Source organism: Ensifer sp. Root142 (genome assembly GCF_001426785.1).
Taxonomy (GTDB): domain Bacteria; phylum Pseudomonadota; class Alphaproteobacteria; order Rhizobiales; family Rhizobiaceae; genus Ensifer; species Ensifer canadensis.
On sequence record NZ_LMFK01000006.1, the window covers coordinates 19604 to 36449 of the forward strand.

Below are 16846 nucleotides of genomic sequence, written 5' to 3' on the forward strand. Positions count from 1 at the left end.
CTTATTTGACCGCGCCGAAGGTGAGGCCGCGCACGAGCTGTTTCTGCGAGAACCAGCCGAGTATGAGGATGGGGGCAATCGCCATGGTCGAGGCCGCCGAGAGCTTGGCGTAGAACAGGCCTTCGGGGCTCGAATAGGAGGCGATGAAGGCCGTGAGCGGCGCCGCCTTCGCGGCGCTGAGGTTCAGCGTCCAGAACGCCTCGTTCCAGGCAAGGATGATGTTGAGGAGCAGCGTCGAGGCGATGCCCGGGATCGCCATCGGCGTCAGCACATAGATGATCTCCTTGGACAGCGATGCTCCGTCCATGCGTGCCGCCTCGAGGATCTCGCCGGGGATTTCCTTGAAGTAGGTGTAGAGCATCCAGATGATGATCGGCAGGTTGATCAGCGTCAGCACGATGACGAGGCCGGTGCGGGTATCGAGCAGGCCGGTGTTGCGGAACAACAGGTACATCGGCACGAGCACACCGACCGACGGCATCATCTTGGTGGAGAGCATCCACATCAGCACGTCCTTGGTGCGCTTGGTCGGCGAGAACGCCATCGCCCAGGCAGACGGGATGGCGATGATCAGGCCGATCAGCGTCGAGCCGAAGGAGATGACGACCGAGTTCATGAAGTGCAGGAAGTAGTTCGATCGGCTCTGGACCTCATGATAGTTCTCCGTCGTCCAGTCGAAGAAGAACAGGGACGGCGGCGAGGCGATCGCCTCTGCCTCGGTCTTGAAGCTCGTCAGGAACGTCCACAGGATCGGGAAGAAGATCAGGATGCCGATCGTCCAGGCGACGACCGTGACGACGATCTTTCTTTGGGTGGAGACAGTGCGTGCCATCGGTATCAAGCCTCCAGCGTCTTGCCGATCATGCGCATCAGGAAGAATGCGACGATGTTGGCGAGGATGACGGCGATGATGCCGCCGGCGGATGCGCCGCCCACGTCGAACTGCAGCAGGGCCTGCGCATAGACGAGGAAGGTGAGGTTCGTGCTCTGCGTGCCCGGACCGCCATTGGTCGTCACCAGGATTTCCGCAAAGACCGAGAGCAGGAAGATCGTCTGGATCAGGATCACCACGGTGATCGCACGAGAAAGATGTGGCAGCACGAGATAGATGAAGCGGCTCCAGGCGCTGGCGCCGTCCATCTGGGCTGCTTCCTTCTGCTCTTCATCGAGCGATTGCAGCGCCGTCAAAAGGATCAGCGTCGCAAAGGGCAGCCATTGCCAGGCGACGATGAGGATCACCGACATCAGGGGTGCATTGGCGAGAAAGTCGAAGGGCTGCAGTCCGAAGAGCTTGGCCAGCCAGGCGAACAGCCCGTTGACCGGGTTCATGAACATGTTCTTCCACACCAGCGCGGCGACGGTCGGCATGATCAGGAACGGCGCGATCACCAGGATGCGCACGATCCCCTGACCGAACATCGGCTGATCGAGAAGAAGCGCCAGCGCAATGCCGCCGACGACGGTGATGAAGAGCACGCCCAGCACGATGGCGAGCGTGTTGAAGATCGCCTGGAAGAAGGCGGGATCGGTGAGGAAGTAGCTGTAGTTCGAAAAGCCCGCGAACTCCTCCATTCCCGGCATCAAGAGATTGTAGCGCAGGAATGAGAAGTAGATTGTCATGGCCAGCGGAACGATCATCCAGGCCAGAAGCAGAAGCACCGAGGGCGCGATCATCAAACGCGCGGCGGAGCGGGTGTGCAAGGTCGCCATGGCGTCCCCCCAAATGACGGAATTCAACGCTGTTTCGAGATCGGGTCGGGCCAGCGCGTTTACCCGCGTGGGCCCCTTGACTGCCTCCAGGAATTACCGGGGCGCCAACCATTTGCGGCCGGCACCCCGGGCCCTTGGGAGCCTTATTTGATGTAGCCGGCCTTGGTCATCTCACGCTCGGTCAGTTGCTGGGCGCTGGCAAGCGCCTGGTCGACGGTCATCTGACCGGCAAGAGCCGCCGCGAACTGCTGCCCGACTGCTGTGCCGAGCCCCTGGAATTCAGGGATCGCCACGAACTGCACGCCGACATAGGGCACCGGCTTGACGGCCGGGTTCTTGGGGTCGGCTGCATTGATCGAGTCGAGCGTCATCTTCGCGAAGGGCGCTGCCTTCTGGTACTCAGGGTTGGCGTAGAGCGATGTGCGCGTGCCCGGAGGAACGTTGGCCCAGCCTTCCTTGTCGGCAACGAGCTTCAGATAGTCCTTGCCGGTTGCCCAAGCGATGAACTTCTCGGCCGCGGCCACCTTCTGCGAACCGGCGGGGATGGCAAGATTCCAGGCCCAGAGCCAGTTTCCGCGTTTGCCGAGGCCAGTGTCAGGTGCAAGCGCGAAGCCCACCTTGTCGGCAACCGTCGATTCCTTCGGGTTGGTCACGAACGAGGCCGCAACCGTCGCGTCGATCCACATGCCGCATTTGCCGGTCTGGAACAGCGACAGGTTTTCGTTGAAGCCGTTCGAGGATGCACCGGGCGGTCCGGCGTCATTCATCAGCTTGACGTAGAAGTCGAGCGCGTTCTTCCATTCCGGCTGGTCGAACTGCGGCTTCCAGTTCTCGTCGAACCAGCGGGCGCCGAAGGCGTTCGCGGTTGCGGTCAGGAAGGCCATGTTCTCGCCCCAGCCCGCCTTGCCGCGCAGGCAGATGCCGTAGACTTCGTTGCCCTTGTCGGTGATCTTGCGCGCCGCGTCGGCGATGAAGTCCCAGGTCGGCGCGTCGGGCATGGTCAGCCCGGCCTTTTCGAACAGGTCCTTGCGGTACATCACCATCGAGCTTTCGCCGTAGAACGGTGCGGCATAGAGCTTGTCGTCTATGGTCAGGCCCGAGCGGATCGCCGGCAGCAGGTCGTCGACGTCGTAGTCGGCGCCGAGATTGTCGAGCGGCATAAGCCAGCCCTGCTTGGCCCAGATCGGCACTTCGTAGGTGCCGATGGTCATGATGTCGTACTGGCCACCCTTGGTGGCAATATCCGTCGTCACGCGCTGGCGCAGCACGTTTTCCTCGAGTGTCACCCACTCGAGCGTAATGTCCGGATTCTTGGACGTGAATTCATCCGCCAGCTTCTGCATTCGGATCATGTCGCCGTTGTTCACGGTCGCAATGGTCAGCGTTTCTGCTTGGGCCAGACCTGCCAGAGCGACTGCCGAGCACGTGCTCAGCAGGAAAGTTCTCAAATTCATCGACTTCCTCCCAGAAGAAATTGAGCATTTGCCTTGCTCATGAGCAATTACTCACTTCTTGTGAAAAAATGTCAATCCGCTTTCGTTGCTGCGCTGCAACCAGAGCCGTTATGAATCTGTTTTGATTGCGGATTTTTTATCAGCAGGTGGTGATATGAACGCCAAAGGGCCGGCGCATGGCCGGCCCTTCCCAAGCAGAAACGCTGCGATCAGGCGTTGAGCAGATAGGCGGCGGTCGCCTCATCGGTGATAATGCCGTTGATGATCCGCCCCTTGAGCGCGGCCTTCAGCGCCTCATATTTGCGCCGCCCCTTGGCAAGCCCGATCACCGACGCATTGTCGCGCGATGGCAGAGGAACGGAGGCGACACGGTCGTTGAAACTGCCCGCCAGCAATGCGCCGTCGTGGTCAAACATCCAGCCGCAGATTTCCCCTGCGGCGCCGGACTTCGTCAGCTGCCCCATCTCGTCCTGCGACAGAAATCCGTCCTGGCAAAGCGGCGCCTCGGGGCCGAGTTCGCCGACACCGACAAAGGCGACATTCGCCTCCGCGCCCAGCTTCAACGCCACCTGGACGAGGCTCTGGCTGTGCAGCACCGCGCGCTCCTCCGGCGAGGAGGCGAGAACCGGCAAAGGCATCGGGAAATGCCGCGCCTTGACGGCATCGGCCATGCTAAAGATGACGTTGTAATAGGCGGCCGAGCCGTCGAGCCTGATATTGCCAGTCAAGGACACGATGCGATGCTGCGGACATTCCATCGCCGGCAATTGGTCGATCGCCGCCTTCAGGGTCCGGCCCGTACCGATCGCCAGAACCTGGGGCTCGGTTAATTTGAGCCAGCGCTCGATCTCGGCGGCCCCTGCCTCGGCGATGCCGACCGTGGTCGAACTCGATCCGGGATCGCTCGGAACCACGTCCACATGCTTTAGCTCGTATTTTTCCCGAAGCCGTTCGGCAGCCTCCAGGCATGCGGCAATCGGATGATCGAGCCTGACCTTGATCAGGCGCTCCGCCATGGCAAGCGAAACCAGCCGCTGGGCCGATTGGCGCGAAATGCCCATGACCGTGGCGATCTCGTCCTGGGTACGGCCGGCGACATAGTATAACCAGCCCGCGCGGGCAGCATCATCAAGCCTGTTGTTCGCCTCAGCCCGTCGCGCCATGCCACTTCTCCATTCCCCCGCGATCGCGATGTTTTGGGTCGAATCAACTCAAAACATCGCGATCGCTTCCCCTAAGTTAGAGCGGGATGCGGGCGGAAAACCGCACACACTTTTCCTCATCCCGCTCTGATTTGCTGCCACTATTTGCCCTGCCCTGTCAAACAGCAGTCAAGAACAATGGCTTGGCAGGTCTGCAGCAAATCCCCGGATCGCAAGGCTTTCCCAGCATTTCGATGCCAAACTTTTACCGTTTGATAAAAAAATAAAGCGTGTTACCGTTCCATCATCCTGAGAAAACATTGGGAGCCAAAAATGGGAACGACGCAATCTGGGATCCTCGGCGGCCGCCTGCCGCTCGCGGACTACGAAACCAATTTCTCCGACCTCCATCCAGCCCTCGACAGGCACGAGGCATTGGTCGCCTCCGACCGCTGTTATTTCTGTCATGACGCGCCCTGCATGACGGCCTGTCCCACCTCCATCGATATCCCGCTGTTCATTCGGCAGATATCGACGGGCAACCCCATCGGCTCGGCAAAGACGATCTTCGACCAGAACATCCTGGGCGGCATGTGCGCCCGCGTCTGTCCCACCGAAACGCTCTGCGAGCAGGCCTGCGTGCGCAACACGGCTGAGGAGCGTCCGGTCGAGATCGGCCGCCTCCAGCGCTATGCGACCGATATCGCGATGAAGGAGAACAAGCAGTTCTACACCCGCGCTGCGACCTCCGGCAAAAAGGTTGCCGTCGTCGGCGCCGGGCCAGCGGGGCTTGCCTGCGCCCACCGCCTTGCGGTCAAGGGCCACGAGGTCGTCCTCTACGATGCCCGTGAGAAATCCGGCGGCCTCAACGAATACGGCATCGCCGCCTACAAGTCCGTCGACGATTTCGCCCAGAGCGAGGTCGACTACGTGCTGTCGATCGGCGGCATCGAAGTCCGCCACGGCCAGGCGCTCGGCCGCGATTTTTCGCTTGGCGATTTGACCGAACAATATGACGCCGTCTTCCTCGGTCTCGGCCTTGCCGGCGTCAACGCGCTGCGCCTCGAAGGCGAAACCGCCGAGGGCGTAGACGACGCCGTCGATTTCATCGCCGCCCTTCGCCAGTCGAAGACCAAGGCCGACATTCCGGTCGGTCGCCGGGTCGTGGTTCTCGGTGGCGGCATGACCGCCATCGACGCCGCCGTCCAGGCCAAGCTGCTCGGCGCCGAGGAAGTGACGATCTGTTATCGCCGCGGCAAGGAGCACATGAACGCGTCCGAGTTCGAGCAGGACCTGGCCACCTCCAAGGGCGTCACCATCCGCCACTGGCTGCAGCCCAAGCGCATCGCGCTCAAGGACGACAAGGTCGCCGGGATCGAACTCGAATACACTACGCTCGTCGATGGAAAGCTGACGACGACGGGCGAAACGGGTATCATTGCCGCAGACCAGATCTTCAAGGCGATCGGTCAGTCCTTCGAGGCGTCCGGCCTCGGATCGCTCACGTTCGAAGCCGGCCGCATCGTCACCGATGCCGAAGGCAAGACCTCGCTCGCCAATGTCTGGGCCGGCGGCGACTGCGTGCTGGGTGGCGAGGACCTGACGGTCTCCGCCGTCGCCATGGGCCGCGATGCCGCTGAAGCGATCAACCGGGCTTTCGCCGCGGCCATGCCGCGCGCGAGCGCCGTTGCATAACGGATCGGGAGAACGGAACAATGGCTGATCTTCGCAACAATTTTGTCGGCATCAAATCCCCGAACCCGTTCTGGCTGGCGTCCGCGCCGCCGACGGACAAGGCCTATAACGTCGAGCGTGCCTTCAAGGCAGGCTGGGGCGGCGTCGTCTGGAAGACGCTCGGCGAGGAAGGACCGCCTGTCGTCAACGTCAACGGCCCGCGCTACGGCGCGATCTGGGGCGCCGACCGCCGGTTGTTGGGCTTCAACAACATCGAGCTCATCACCGACCGCGACCTTTATGTGAACCTGCGGGAAATGAAGCAGGTCAAGATGAACTGGCCGGACCGGGCCCTGATCGCATCGATCATGGTGCCCTGCGAGGAAGAGGCCTGGAAGGCGATCCTACCGCTGGTCGAAGAAACCGGCGCCGACGGCATCGAGCTCAATTTCGGCTGTCCGCACGGCATGTCCGAACGCGGCATGGGCGCCGCTGTCGGACAGGTGCCGGAATATATCGAAATGGTCGTTCGCTGGTGCAAGCAGTACACGCGCATGCCCGTCATCACCAAGCTGACGCCCAATATCACCGACGTCCGCAAGCCGGCCCGCGCCGCCAAGGCCGGCGGCACCGACGCAGTGTCGCTGATCAACACGATCAACTCGATCGTCTCCGTCGATCTCGACAACTTCGCCCCGAACCCGACGGTCGGCGGCAAGGGTACCCACGGCGGCTATTGCGGCCCGGCGGTCAAGCCGATCGCGCTCAACATGGTCGCCGAAATCGCCCGCGATCCGGAAACCTACGGCCTGCCGATATCAGGCATCGGTGGCATCACCACCTGGCGCGATGCGGCCGAGTTCCTGGTGCTTGGCGCCGGCAACGTGCAGGTCTGCACCGCGGCAATGACCTACGGCTTCAAGATCGTCCAGGAAATGATCTCCGGCCTGTCCGACTGGATGGATGCCAAGGGTCACCGCAACCTCGACGACATCACCGGTCGCGCCGTGCCGAATGTCACCGACTGGCAGTACCTCAACCTCAACTACATCGCCAAGGCCAAGATCGATCAGGATTCCTGCATCAAATGCGGTCGCTGTCACATCGTCTGCGAGGACACCTCGCACCAGGCGATCACCCAGTTCGTCAACGGCGTGCGCCACTTCGAGGTGATGGACGACGAGTGCGTCGGCTGCAACCTCTGCGTCAGCGTCTGTCCCGTCGAGAACTGCATCACCATGGAAGAACTGCCGGCAGGCGCCATGGACCAACGCACCGGCAAGCCGGTCGATCCGAACTATGCCAACTGGACGACGCATCCGAACAATCCGATGGCCCGCCAGGCAGCGGAATGACCAAAACCGACGCCGCCGGATTCTTGTCCGGCGGCGTCGGGAATTGGTGTTCGATCAGACCGCGACCACCACCTTGCCGAAGGCGCCGCGATCGAGATGCGCCAGTGCCTCGCGGAAATCCGCAAACCGATAGCGCGCATCGACCACAGGCTTCAGACCGGTTTGATCGACAGCCGCGACGAGGTCCTCAAGCGCCCGGCGATGGCCGACGCCGATGCCCTGGATGACAGGCGATTTCAACAGCACCAGCGGCGCCGGCGCCGAGATCTCGGCGCCTTCGAGCACCCCGATGACCGAGATCCGTCCCTGCACCGCCACCGCATGCAGCGACCGGCCGAGATTGGCGCCACCGGCAAGCTCCAGGATATGATCGGCGCCGTGATCGCCGGTGATCTCAAGCACACGCTCCACCCAGTCTTCCGACAGGCGGTCGATGCCATGGTCGGCACCGAGCTCGAGGGCGCGATCGAGCTTGTCCCGGCTTGCCGACGTGACGATGACTTCGGCCCCATGCGCCTTGGCGATCTGCAACCCGAACAGCGCGACACCACCCGTCCCCTGCACGACGACGCGGTCGCCGGCCTTCGGCCGCCCCTTCTCGACCAGCGCGTACCAGGCCGTTACACCGGCGCAGGGCAAGGTGCTTGCCTCGCCATCGTCAAGGCTCTTTGGCGCATGGACGAACCAGTCTTGCGGGAACGTGACATATTCCGAAGCAACGCCCGGATTGAGACCGCCGAGCGCAAACGACGTCGGTTGACGGGCCGTTCCCGGCTTTTGACCGTCGATCCAGCTGGGGTCGAAGACGGAAATGACCCGATCGCCGGCCTGAAAGCGCGTCACGTCGCTGCCGACCGCCTCGACGACGCCGGCCATGTCGGAGCCCGGCACGAAGGGGAAGACGAGCGGCATGCCCATGCCGTTTTCGAGCACCAGCTTGTCGCGAAAGTTGAGCGAAAAGGCGGTCGTGCGAACCAGCACCTCGCCCGGCCCCGCCTGTGGGATCGGCCGCTCCGTGAGCTTCAGGTTCTGAGGGCCGAACGCATCGATGGTCCATTCCTTCATCAGTCTCGCCATGGTCTTTCCTTTCATCGGATTTGATCTGATGGAGAAAGCATAGCGTTGAAATTATCTCTCCAGTTGCGATATGATTTCGTCATATTGGTTCCATGAGGGATACAAGATGAGCTACCTGAACGGCGTTTCGGTGTTCGTGGAGGCGGCCGACGCGGGCGGATTTTCCGCCGCCGCCGAAAGGCTCAACCTGTCGCGTTCAGCCGTCGGCAAGACCGTCGCCAAGCTGGAGCAAAGGCTGGGCGTGCGCCTGTTTCATCGCACCACCCGCACCCAGAGCCTGACCGACGAGGGTCAGCTGTTCTACGAAAACTGCCAGAGGGCGCTCAGCGAAATCAGAGCCGGCGAGGCGCTGCTGGAATCCGGCAAACAGGAGATACAGGGACGGCTGCGCCTGTCGATGCCGGTGCATTTCGGCCGCCAATGCATCATGCCGTTGCTGTCGAAACTGCTGCAGCAACATCCACGGCTGGAGTTCGACCTCAACTTCAGCGATCGCAACGTCGACCTTGTCGAGGACGGCTTCGATCTCGCCATCCGCACCGGCCCGCAACGGGATGAGCCCGAACTGATGATGCGCAAGATCGCCGACCAGCGCATGACCGTGTGCGCCTCCCCGGCCTATATCGAAGCGAATGGCGCACCGGAGACGATCGAAGACCTGACGGCGCACCAGGCGATCCTCTATCGGCGCAGCGGACAACCTCTCGCCTGGTCCTTTCCAGTGAAGGCCGGCCAGACGCAGACCGTCACGCCGCCGGCGCGTCTGCGGCTCGACGACCTGACGTCGATCGCCGACGCGGCGGCCGACGGCTTCGGCATCGCCTGGCTGCCTTGCTGGCTGGTGGGCAACCGCATCGCTTCCGGCTCGCTCGTGCAGATACTCGCCGATGTGCCCGCTCTGTCCTACGGCACCTATGTCGTCTGGCCGAAAACCCAATATATGCCGCCAAAGCTGCGGCTGCTCATCGATACCCTTGCCGCGCGGCTGCCGCCCATGATGGAATGACGCCAACGGCTATCCCTGTTGCGAGCGGAGGCGTCGGAAGCCAAGCAAGGAGGCAACGCGCCGGCAGCACCGTCTTCGCCCCGTTCAAGCGCGACACCGACTGTTTCGGCCAAAGCCAACAGATGTGGATGCTGAACTTCCGCGTCGACGCCATGACGGAGCAGCTTCGTACTGCGGGCATCGAGGTGACAGCCGACCCGCAAACCTATCCGAACGGCCGCTCCGCCAGGCTCTACGACCCCGAAGGCAACCCGATCGAGCTTTGGCAGCCGAACCCCGCCGAATAGCGCCAGTGGCCAATGACGCGCAAGACACGATAACGAAACAGATTGTGTAGAAAAGGTAAGTTGTCGGCGTATGCGATCTGGATAATAAAGGGGGAAATAACCGAAGCCGGTGTTTCGCCGGCAGAGCTGGGCTCGCTATTTGACGATCATTTCCGCCAATAGACGCAAGCGCATTCACCTCGTTTCCGGGGCAGTGCTTGGTACGTTCATCCTTGCCCATTTTCTCAACCATTCGCTCGGACTGATCTCCATCGATGCCATGGAGTCCGGCCGCAAGGTCTTCAACGTCGCCTGGCACAGCGTGCCCGGCACGGTGCTGCTCTATGGTGCGCTGCTTGCGCATTTCATGATGGCACTCGATAGCCTGTATCGCCGCCAGACGCTGCGCATGCCGATGCGCGAAGCGCTCAAGATCGTCTTCGGCCTCAGCCTGCCCTTCCTGCTGCTGGGCCACGTGACCGCCGCACGGGTCGAACCGCTTTTGACCGGAGTGGAGGCCGATTATCCCGGCATGCTGCGGGCGCTCTGGTCCAGCTGGACCAATGCCACTCGCCAATCTCTCGCCCTTTTGCTCGCCTGGAGCCACGGCTGCCTCGGCGCCTGGTTCTGGATGCGCGGACGGACCTGGTTTCCGCGCTACGAGGTCCTGCTCTACACGATCGCGATCCTCGTGCCGATCTTCGCGCTTCTCGGCTTCTTCAGCGGCGCCCGCTCGGTCGAGCGCGTCTATGCGGAGCATGGCGGCTATGGCGACAGCGCTGAAGCCAAGCCGGCCTTCGATGTCGACCTGCTCGAGAATATCCGGCTCGGTCTCTATCTCGGCTTTGCCGGGCTGATCGTCGGCACGTTTGCCCTGCGCGTCCTGCCCAAGGGTGGGCGCATCCGCGTGCGCTACCCCGATGGCCGTGTCGCCACCGTCAATCTCGGCTTCAGCGTGCTGGAGGCAAGCCGCGCCGCCGGCATCCCGCATGTCTCGGTCTGCGGCGGTCGCGGCCGCTGCTCTACCTGCCGCGTGCGCGTGATTCAGGGTCTCGAAGGCCAGCCGGGGCCGGAAGATGCCGAGCTGACGACGCTGACACGGATCGGCGCACCCGACAATGTCCGCCTTGCCTGCCAGTTCCGTCCGATCCACAACGTCACCGTCGTGCCTATCCTCGATACCGACAGCATCGGCATCAAGAAGCAGCTGGTGCGCCAGGATGGCGAGGGGCGCGAGCGGCGTATCGCCGTGCTCTTCTGCGACCTGCGCGGCTTCACCAGCATCGCCGAGCATAAGCTGCCCTTCGATACGGTCTTCCTCCTCAACCGCTATTTCGAGATGGTCGGCGAGGCGGTGGAGGATTCCGGTGGGGTCATCGACAAGTTCATCGGCGATGGCGCGCTGGCAATCTTCGGCCTGAAGAACTCGTTTACCGAGGCCTGCCAGCAATCGCTTGCAGCCGCGGTGCGCATTTCCAAGGGCATCGATGCTCTCAACCAGACCTTCCAGGGCGAGCTCGACGAGCCGCTGCGGATCGCGATCGGTATGCATGCCGGCCCAGCCATCATCGGCGAGATCGGCTATGGACAGGCGACGTCTCTGACTGCCGTCGGCGATACCATCAATACGGCAAGCCGGCTCGAAGGCCTTGCCAAGGAACACGACGCCCAACTCGCCGTTTCGGCCGAGCTCGTCAATCGCGCCGGTGTGGTGATGGAGGCGCACAAGCGGCTCGACATCAGCCTTCGCGGACGCCAGGCGACCCTCGAAACCTGGATCGTCGAAGATGCCGGCGATATCGCCAAGGCCTTGCAACCCTCACCCGCTCCGGCTTAGGTGTATGGGCGCTCGCTCGAGTCTTCAGCACCGGATCCGGAAGCCAGCATGAAACAGGATGTCTCGCCGAAAACGGCGCACCAGAGCCACGCCAAGGGCGTCGAAAAGCTCAAGGCGCATCTGGCGATGCTGACCTTTTCGGCGCTCATCGCCGGTTCCTTCTCCTTCGGCGGATTGGCGGCACAGCACATGGGCGCCGGCCCGCTGACGCTCTGGCGCTATCTCTTGACCGTCGTGGTGCTTGGCGTGCTCACCTTCGGTTACGCCAGGGTGCCGTTTCGGATCCCCAGGCAGTTGTGGCGCTTCCTCATCCTCGGCGGGCTGATCGCCGTCTACATGCTGACGATGTTCAAGGCGCTGGAATTCACCGACCCGGTGTCGACGGGCGCCGTCTTCACGCTGATGCCGCTCTTGAGCGCGGGCTTTGCCTTTCTACTGCTCAGCCAGCACACCCGTCCCGGCGTGCTCGCAGGCCTGATCATCGCAGCACTTGGCGCCGTCTGGGTGATCTTTCGCGCCAACATCCAGGCAATCCTCGCCTTCGACATCGGCCAGGGCGAGCTGATCTTCTTCGTCGGCGTCATCTGCCACGCGATCTACGTGCCGCTGATCCGCAAGTTCGACCGCAAGGAAAACCCCTTCGCCTTCGGCTTCTGGGTTGCCGCCTGCACCGTGCCGTGGCTGCTTGTACCCGGCGCCGCAGGCCTTGCCAGCACCGACTTTCCAAGCCTGCCGGCCATCGTCTGGATCGCCGTCGCATATTTGGCCGTCGTCACCACCGCGATCACCTTCCTCCTGCTGCAATACGCATCCCTGCGCCTGCCATCGTCGAAAGTGCTCGGCTACGGCTATCTGACGCCCAGCTTCATCATTCTGCTTGAGGGCATTCTCGGTCACGGCTGGGTCAGCCTGCCGGTTCTCGCCGGGGCACTGACGACGGCCTGCGGGCTGGCGTTGATGGCATTGCTGCCGGATTGATCCCAACGGCGCTCAGGCGGCAGGCTGTTCGCTCACCTGCAGCCCGTCGACGAACAGGCGCTCGAGAAACCGCGCCGCATCCTCGAACCGACCCTCGCCGGAATTGCCCTGCCCGAGCACGGCGCGCACCTGCACGTCGAAGTCGGCATAATGCTGCGTCGTCGACCAGATCGCGAAGATCAGGTGGTAGGGGTCGCATTTGGCGATCTTGCCGGCTTTGGTCCAGGCGCGGATGACCTCCGCCTTCTCATCGACAAGCTCCTTCAGCGGCCCCTTGAGTTCGTCTTCGATATGCGGCGCGCCTTGCAGGACCTCATTGGCGAAGAGCCGGCTTTCGCGCGGGAAATCGCGCGCCATCTCCAGCTTCCGCCGGATGTAGCTGCGGATCTCGGTAACCGGGTTTCCCTCGGCGTCGAAGGCACGCAACGGATCAAGCCAGGTATCGAGCACGCGATCGATCAGCGCGCGGTGCATCGCTTCCTTGGTGCGGAAATAATAGAGCAGGTTCGGCTTCGACATGCCGGCCACATCGGCGATCTGATCGACGGTCGCGCCGCGAAAGCCGTTCGCCGAAAACACCTCCAGCGCTGCCTCCAGAATGCGCTCTTCCTTCTCCTCCTGGATGCGTGTACGCCTCTGGGTCTTGGCCGCTCTCGGAAGTACCATTTCGCCCCCTGCAGGTGCCTGCGCGTTCATCCGCACAGGTCGTATCTGCCCAAATTTCGGCGCCGCCATCTTTTCGGGCAACAACTTCGTTTTTTTGTTTTTCCGACTTGAGTGCCGCAACGGAAGTTGTAATGTTTTACCAACCGGTCAAATTATCAGCCAGTTCGCCAGCAAAGGCAACGACTGATCGAAGGGCACCAGAAAAAACCAAGCCTGGATTTGACCAAGGGAACGTGAGGGGCATGCACCACCCAAGGTGCCGCCCAAAAAAATGAGGAGACCGCCGTGGCAGCACCTGGCGAGAACATGCGCGTCAATGCCGACCGCCTGTGGGATACGTTAATGGACATGGCCAAGATCGGCCCGGGCATCGCCGGCGGCAACAACCGCCAGACGCTGACCGACGAGGATGGCGAGGGCCGCAAGCTCTTCCAGTCCTGGTGCGATCAGGCCGGCCTGACCATGGGCGTCGACACCATGGGCAACATGTTTTTCACCCGGCCCGGCACCGACCCGGATGCCCTTCCTGTGTATGTCGGCTCTCATCTCGATACCCAGCCGACCGGCGGCAAGTTCGACGGCGTGCTCGGCGTGCTCTCGGGCCTCGAGGTCGTGCGCTCGATGAACGATCTCGGCATCAAGACCAGGCACCCCATTGTCGTCACCAACTGGACCAACGAGGAAGGCGCGCGCTTTGCGCCGGCGATGCTCGCCTCCGGCGTTTTTGCCGGCGTGCACAGCCAGGAATTTGCCTACGCCCGCAAGGACCCGGAAGGAAAGGCCTTCGGCGACGAACTGAAGCGCATCGGCTGGGTCGGCGACGAAGAGGTCGGCGCCCGCAAGATGCACGCTTATTTCGAATATCACATCGAGCAAGGCCCTATCCTCGAGGCCGAAAACAAGGATATCGGCGTCGTCACCCATTGTCAGGGCCTGTGGTGGCTGGAGTTCACACTGACCGGGCGCGAGGCGCATACCGGCTCGACCCCGATGAACATGCGCGTCAATGCCGGCCTGGCCATGTCGCGGATCATCGAGATGGTTCAGGGCGTGGCGATGGAAAACCAGCCGGGCGCCGTCGGCGGCGTCGGTCAGGTGGTCTTCTCGCCCAACTCGCGCAACGTGCTGCCCGGCAAGGTCGTCTTCACCGTCGATATCCGCTCGCCCGACAAGGCCAAGCTCGACCGCATGCGCGCCAAGATCGAGGCGGAAGCGCCTGAGATCGCCGATGCGCTCGGCGTCGGCTGCTCCGTCGAGGCCATCGGCCACTTCGAACCGGTGACCTTCGATCCGAAACTCGTCACTGCCGTGCGCAACGCCGCCGAAAGGCTCGGCTACAGCCACATGAACCTGATCTCAGGTGCCGGACACGATGCCTGCTGGGCAGCCAAGGTCGCGCCCGCGACCATGGTCATGTGCCCCTGCGTCGGAGGCCTCAGCCACAACGAGGCGGAGGACATCTCAAAGGAGTGGGCCGGCGCCGGCGCCGACGTCCTCTTCCACGCCGTCGTTGAAACGGCCGAAATCGTCGAATGAGTTTGCGGGCGGGACGAAAGTTCCGCCCTTTTTCGTGGCGGCCCAAGGGCCACCGGAAGCACAATCGCGAGGATGAAAATCAATGAGCACTGTCATCAAGGGTGGAACCATCGTCACCGCCGATCTGACCTACAAGGCGGACGTGAAGATTGAAGACGGCAGGATCATCGAGATCGGCCCGGACCTCAAAGGCGACGAAACGCTCGACGCCAGCGGCTGTTTCGTCATGCCCGGCGGCATCGACCCGCACACCCACCTCGAAATGCCCTTCATGGGTACCTACTCTTCCGACGATTTCGAAAGTGGCACCCGGGCAGCACTCGCCGGCGGCACGACCATGGTCGTGGATTTCGCCCTGCCCTCGCCCAACCAGTCGCTGCTCGAAGCGCTGGATATGTGGCACAACAAGTCGACCCGCGCCAACTGCGACTATTCCTTCCACATGGCGATCACCTGGTGGAGCGAGCAGGTCTTCAACGAGATGGAGACCATCGTCAGGGACAAAGGCATCAACACCTTCAAGCACTTCATGGCCTATAAGGGCGCGTTGATGGTCGACGACGACGAGATGTTCTCGTCCTTCCAGCGCTGTGCCGGCCTGGGTGCGCTGCCGCTCGTCCACGCGGAAAACGGCGACGTGGTTGCCCAATTGCAGGCGAAGCTGCTGGCGGAAGGCAACAACGGCCCGGAGGCGCATGCCTATTCGCGGCCGGCCGAAGTCGAGGGCGAGGCAACCAACCGGGCGATCATGATCGCCGACATGGCGGGCAGCCCGGTCTACATCGTCCACACCTCCTGCGAACAGGCGCATGAAGCAATCCGCCGAGCCCGCGCCAAGGGCATGCGCGTCTTCGGCGAACCGCTGATCCAGCACCTGACGCTCGACGAAACCGAATATTTCAACAAGGACTGGGACCACGCCGCCCGCCGCGTGATGTCGCCGCCGTTCCGCAACAAGCTGCACCAGGATAGTCTCTGGGCCGGCCTCGCATCCGGTTCGCTGCAGGTGGTCGCGACCGACCATTGCGCCTTTACCTCAGAGCAGAAGCGCTCCGGCGTCGGCGATTTCACCAAGATCCCCAATGGCACCGGCGGGCTTGAAGATCGCATGCCGATGCTGTGGACCCACGGCGTCAACACCGGCCGCATCACCATGAACGAGTTCGTGGCCGTCACGTCGACGAACATCGCCAAGATCCTCAACATCTACCCGAAGAAGGGCGCTGTTCTCGTCGGCGCCGACGCCGACCTGGTGGTCTGGGATCCGAAGCGGTCGAAGACGATCTCGGCCAAGAACCAGCAGTCGGCGATCGACTACAACGTCTTCGAGGGCAAGGAAGTAAAGGGCCTGCCGCGTTACACGCTGACGCGCGGCGTCGTCGCCATCGAGGAAAACACGGTCAAGACGCGCGAGGGCCATGGCGAATTCGTCCGCCGCGATCCGTTCCCGGCCGTCAGCACCGCGCTCACCACCTGGAAGGAAGTCACCGCCCCCCGCGCCGTCCAGCGCAGCGGCATCCCGGCAACAGGCGTGTGATCCCCGTGCTTCACGGCCTGCACGTCTTCCCACCACTCTGTCCCACCGGACATGTTCCGCCGCACCGGCGGGACGCTTCGGCGCGTTTGCTGGTCGCGTCACCCGGGCACGAGAGCGTCAAGCTCCGGCAAGAGGACGACGCTTTCCTGCCCATTGGGGTCGGTGCGGGCGATCACGGCCGAACAGGGTGCATCGGAGAGGTTTGCCGGCAGGTGCGGCACGCCGGCCGGAATGTAGAACATCTCGCCGGCGCGAACGACGGCATGCTCCTCGAGCCGCTCGCCGAACCAAGTGTGCGCCTCGCCCGACAGCACGTAGATCGCCGTCTCATGGTCCTCGTGCAGATGCGCCTTGGCACGGGCGCCGGGCGGGATTGTCAGGAGGTGCATGCAGATGCCGGTCGCCCCAACGGTTTCCGCCGCGATGCCCTCGAAATAGCTGAGCCCCTGCTTTCCGGCATGTCCGCTGCCGGGGCGAACCACGCGACAGCCAGGATTGGATGATCGAGACATGACTGTTCTCCAGAATTCCCTGAAAAACCAGCAGCAAACGGCTCCGCTTACAAATCCGCGATTGCATGTTGCCGGTCCGGATAGCAGTCTGACACA

The 16846-nt window shown here is 62.7% G+C and carries 15 protein-coding genes; 8 read left to right on the top strand and 7 right to left on the bottom strand.

What is annotated here, in order from left to right:
• Window position 1: 1 nt before the first annotated feature.
• From ASD52_RS09040 to ASD52_RS09055, 4 genes are all read right to left on the bottom strand, one after another.
• A complete protein-coding gene (locus tag ASD52_RS09040; protein WP_025428104.1) occupies window positions 2–832 on the bottom strand; it encodes a carbohydrate ABC transporter permease in 831 nt (276 codons plus the stop codon).
• A 5-nt stretch (window positions 833–837) separates the two neighbouring features.
• Window positions 838–1710, bottom strand: coding sequence for a sugar ABC transporter permease (locus ASD52_RS09045; protein ID WP_025428105.1), 873 nt, complete (start codon window positions 1708–1710; stop codon window positions 838–840).
• 143 nt (window positions 1711–1853) lie between these two features.
• Window positions 1854–3164, bottom strand: coding sequence for a sugar ABC transporter substrate-binding protein (locus tag ASD52_RS09050; protein ID WP_025428106.1), 1311 nt, complete (start codon window positions 3162–3164; stop codon window positions 1854–1856).
• 209 nt (window positions 3165–3373) lie between these two features.
• Complete coding sequence (locus ASD52_RS09055; RefSeq protein ID WP_025428107.1) at window positions 3374–4327, bottom strand: sugar-binding transcriptional regulator; 954 nt, start codon at window positions 4325–4327, stop codon at window positions 3374–3376.
• Window positions 4328–4639: 312 nt separating this feature from the next.
• Between ASD52_RS09055 and ASD52_RS09060 the strand changes: the two genes are divergently transcribed.
• Together ASD52_RS09060 and preA are read left to right on the top strand one after the other, a co-directional pair.
• Window positions 4640–6001 carry an NAD(P)-dependent oxidoreductase gene (locus ASD52_RS09060; RefSeq protein WP_057216119.1) on the top strand — a complete coding sequence of 454 codons (1362 nt, stop codon included), beginning with the start codon at window positions 4640–4642 and terminating at the stop codon, window positions 5999–6001.
• A gap of 20 nt (window positions 6002–6021) precedes the next feature.
• Window positions 6022–7335, top strand: coding sequence for an NAD-dependent dihydropyrimidine dehydrogenase subunit PreA (preA, locus tag ASD52_RS09065; protein ID WP_025428109.1), 1314 nt, complete (start codon window positions 6022–6024; stop codon window positions 7333–7335).
• Window positions 7336–7389: 54 nt separating this feature from the next.
• Here the strand turns inward: preA and ASD52_RS09070 are convergent, their stop codons facing one another.
• On the bottom strand, window positions 7390–8412 hold the full coding sequence (locus tag ASD52_RS09070) for an NAD(P)-dependent alcohol dehydrogenase (RefSeq protein ID WP_025428110.1): 1023 nt from the start codon (window positions 8410–8412) through the stop codon (window positions 7390–7392).
• A gap of 106 nt (window positions 8413–8518) precedes the next feature.
• Between ASD52_RS09070 and ASD52_RS09075 the strand changes: the two genes are divergently transcribed.
• The 4 genes from ASD52_RS09075 to ASD52_RS09090 all read left to right on the top strand — a co-directional run bounded on the left by ASD52_RS09075 (window position 8519) and on the right by ASD52_RS09090 (window position 12499).
• The gene (locus tag ASD52_RS09075; RefSeq protein WP_025428111.1) at window positions 8519–9418 is read left to right on the top strand and encodes a LysR family transcriptional regulator; all 900 of its coding nucleotides are present in this window, start codon (window positions 8519–8521) and stop codon (window positions 9416–9418) included.
• A 128-nt stretch (window positions 9419–9546) separates the two neighbouring features.
• Complete coding sequence (locus ASD52_RS39885) at window positions 9547–9705, top strand: VOC family protein (RefSeq protein WP_143347943.1); 159 nt, start codon at window positions 9547–9549, stop codon at window positions 9703–9705.
• 139 nt (window positions 9706–9844) lie between these two features.
• Window positions 9845–11521 (top strand): adenylate/guanylate cyclase domain-containing protein, encoded by a 1677-nt coding sequence (locus ASD52_RS09085; RefSeq protein WP_025428113.1) that lies wholly within the window; start codon window positions 9845–9847, stop codon window positions 11519–11521.
• 48 nt (window positions 11522–11569) lie between these two features.
• The gene (locus ASD52_RS09090; protein ID WP_051509177.1) at window positions 11570–12499 is read left to right on the top strand and encodes a DMT family transporter; all 930 of its coding nucleotides are present in this window, start codon (window positions 11570–11572) and stop codon (window positions 12497–12499) included.
• A 12-nt stretch (window positions 12500–12511) separates the two neighbouring features.
• On the opposite strand, the gene ASD52_RS09095 is transcribed toward ASD52_RS09090, so the two are convergent.
• The gene (locus ASD52_RS09095; protein WP_025428115.1) at window positions 12512–13165 is read right to left on the bottom strand and encodes a TetR family transcriptional regulator C-terminal domain-containing protein; all 654 of its coding nucleotides are present in this window, start codon (window positions 13163–13165) and stop codon (window positions 12512–12514) included.
• Window positions 13166–13450: 285 nt separating this feature from the next.
• Here ASD52_RS09095 and ASD52_RS09100 point away from each other — a divergent pair, with 285 nt between their 5' ends.
• Window positions 13451–14701, top strand: a complete 1251-nt coding sequence (locus ASD52_RS09100) for a Zn-dependent hydrolase (RefSeq protein WP_025428116.1) — start codon at window positions 13451–13453, stop codon at window positions 14699–14701.
• Between the two features lie 82 nt (window positions 14702–14783).
• Window positions 14784–16238 carry a dihydropyrimidinase gene (gene hydA, locus ASD52_RS09105; protein ID WP_025428117.1) on the top strand — a complete coding sequence of 485 codons (1455 nt, stop codon included), beginning with the start codon at window positions 14784–14786 and terminating at the stop codon, window positions 16236–16238.
• A 98-nt stretch (window positions 16239–16336) separates the two neighbouring features.
• On the opposite strand, the gene ASD52_RS09110 is transcribed toward hydA, so the two are convergent.
• Entirely contained in the window at window positions 16337–16750 is a 414-nt protein-coding gene (locus ASD52_RS09110; protein ID WP_025428118.1) for a cupin domain-containing protein, read from the bottom strand.
• Window positions 16751–16846: the final 96 nt, after the last annotated feature.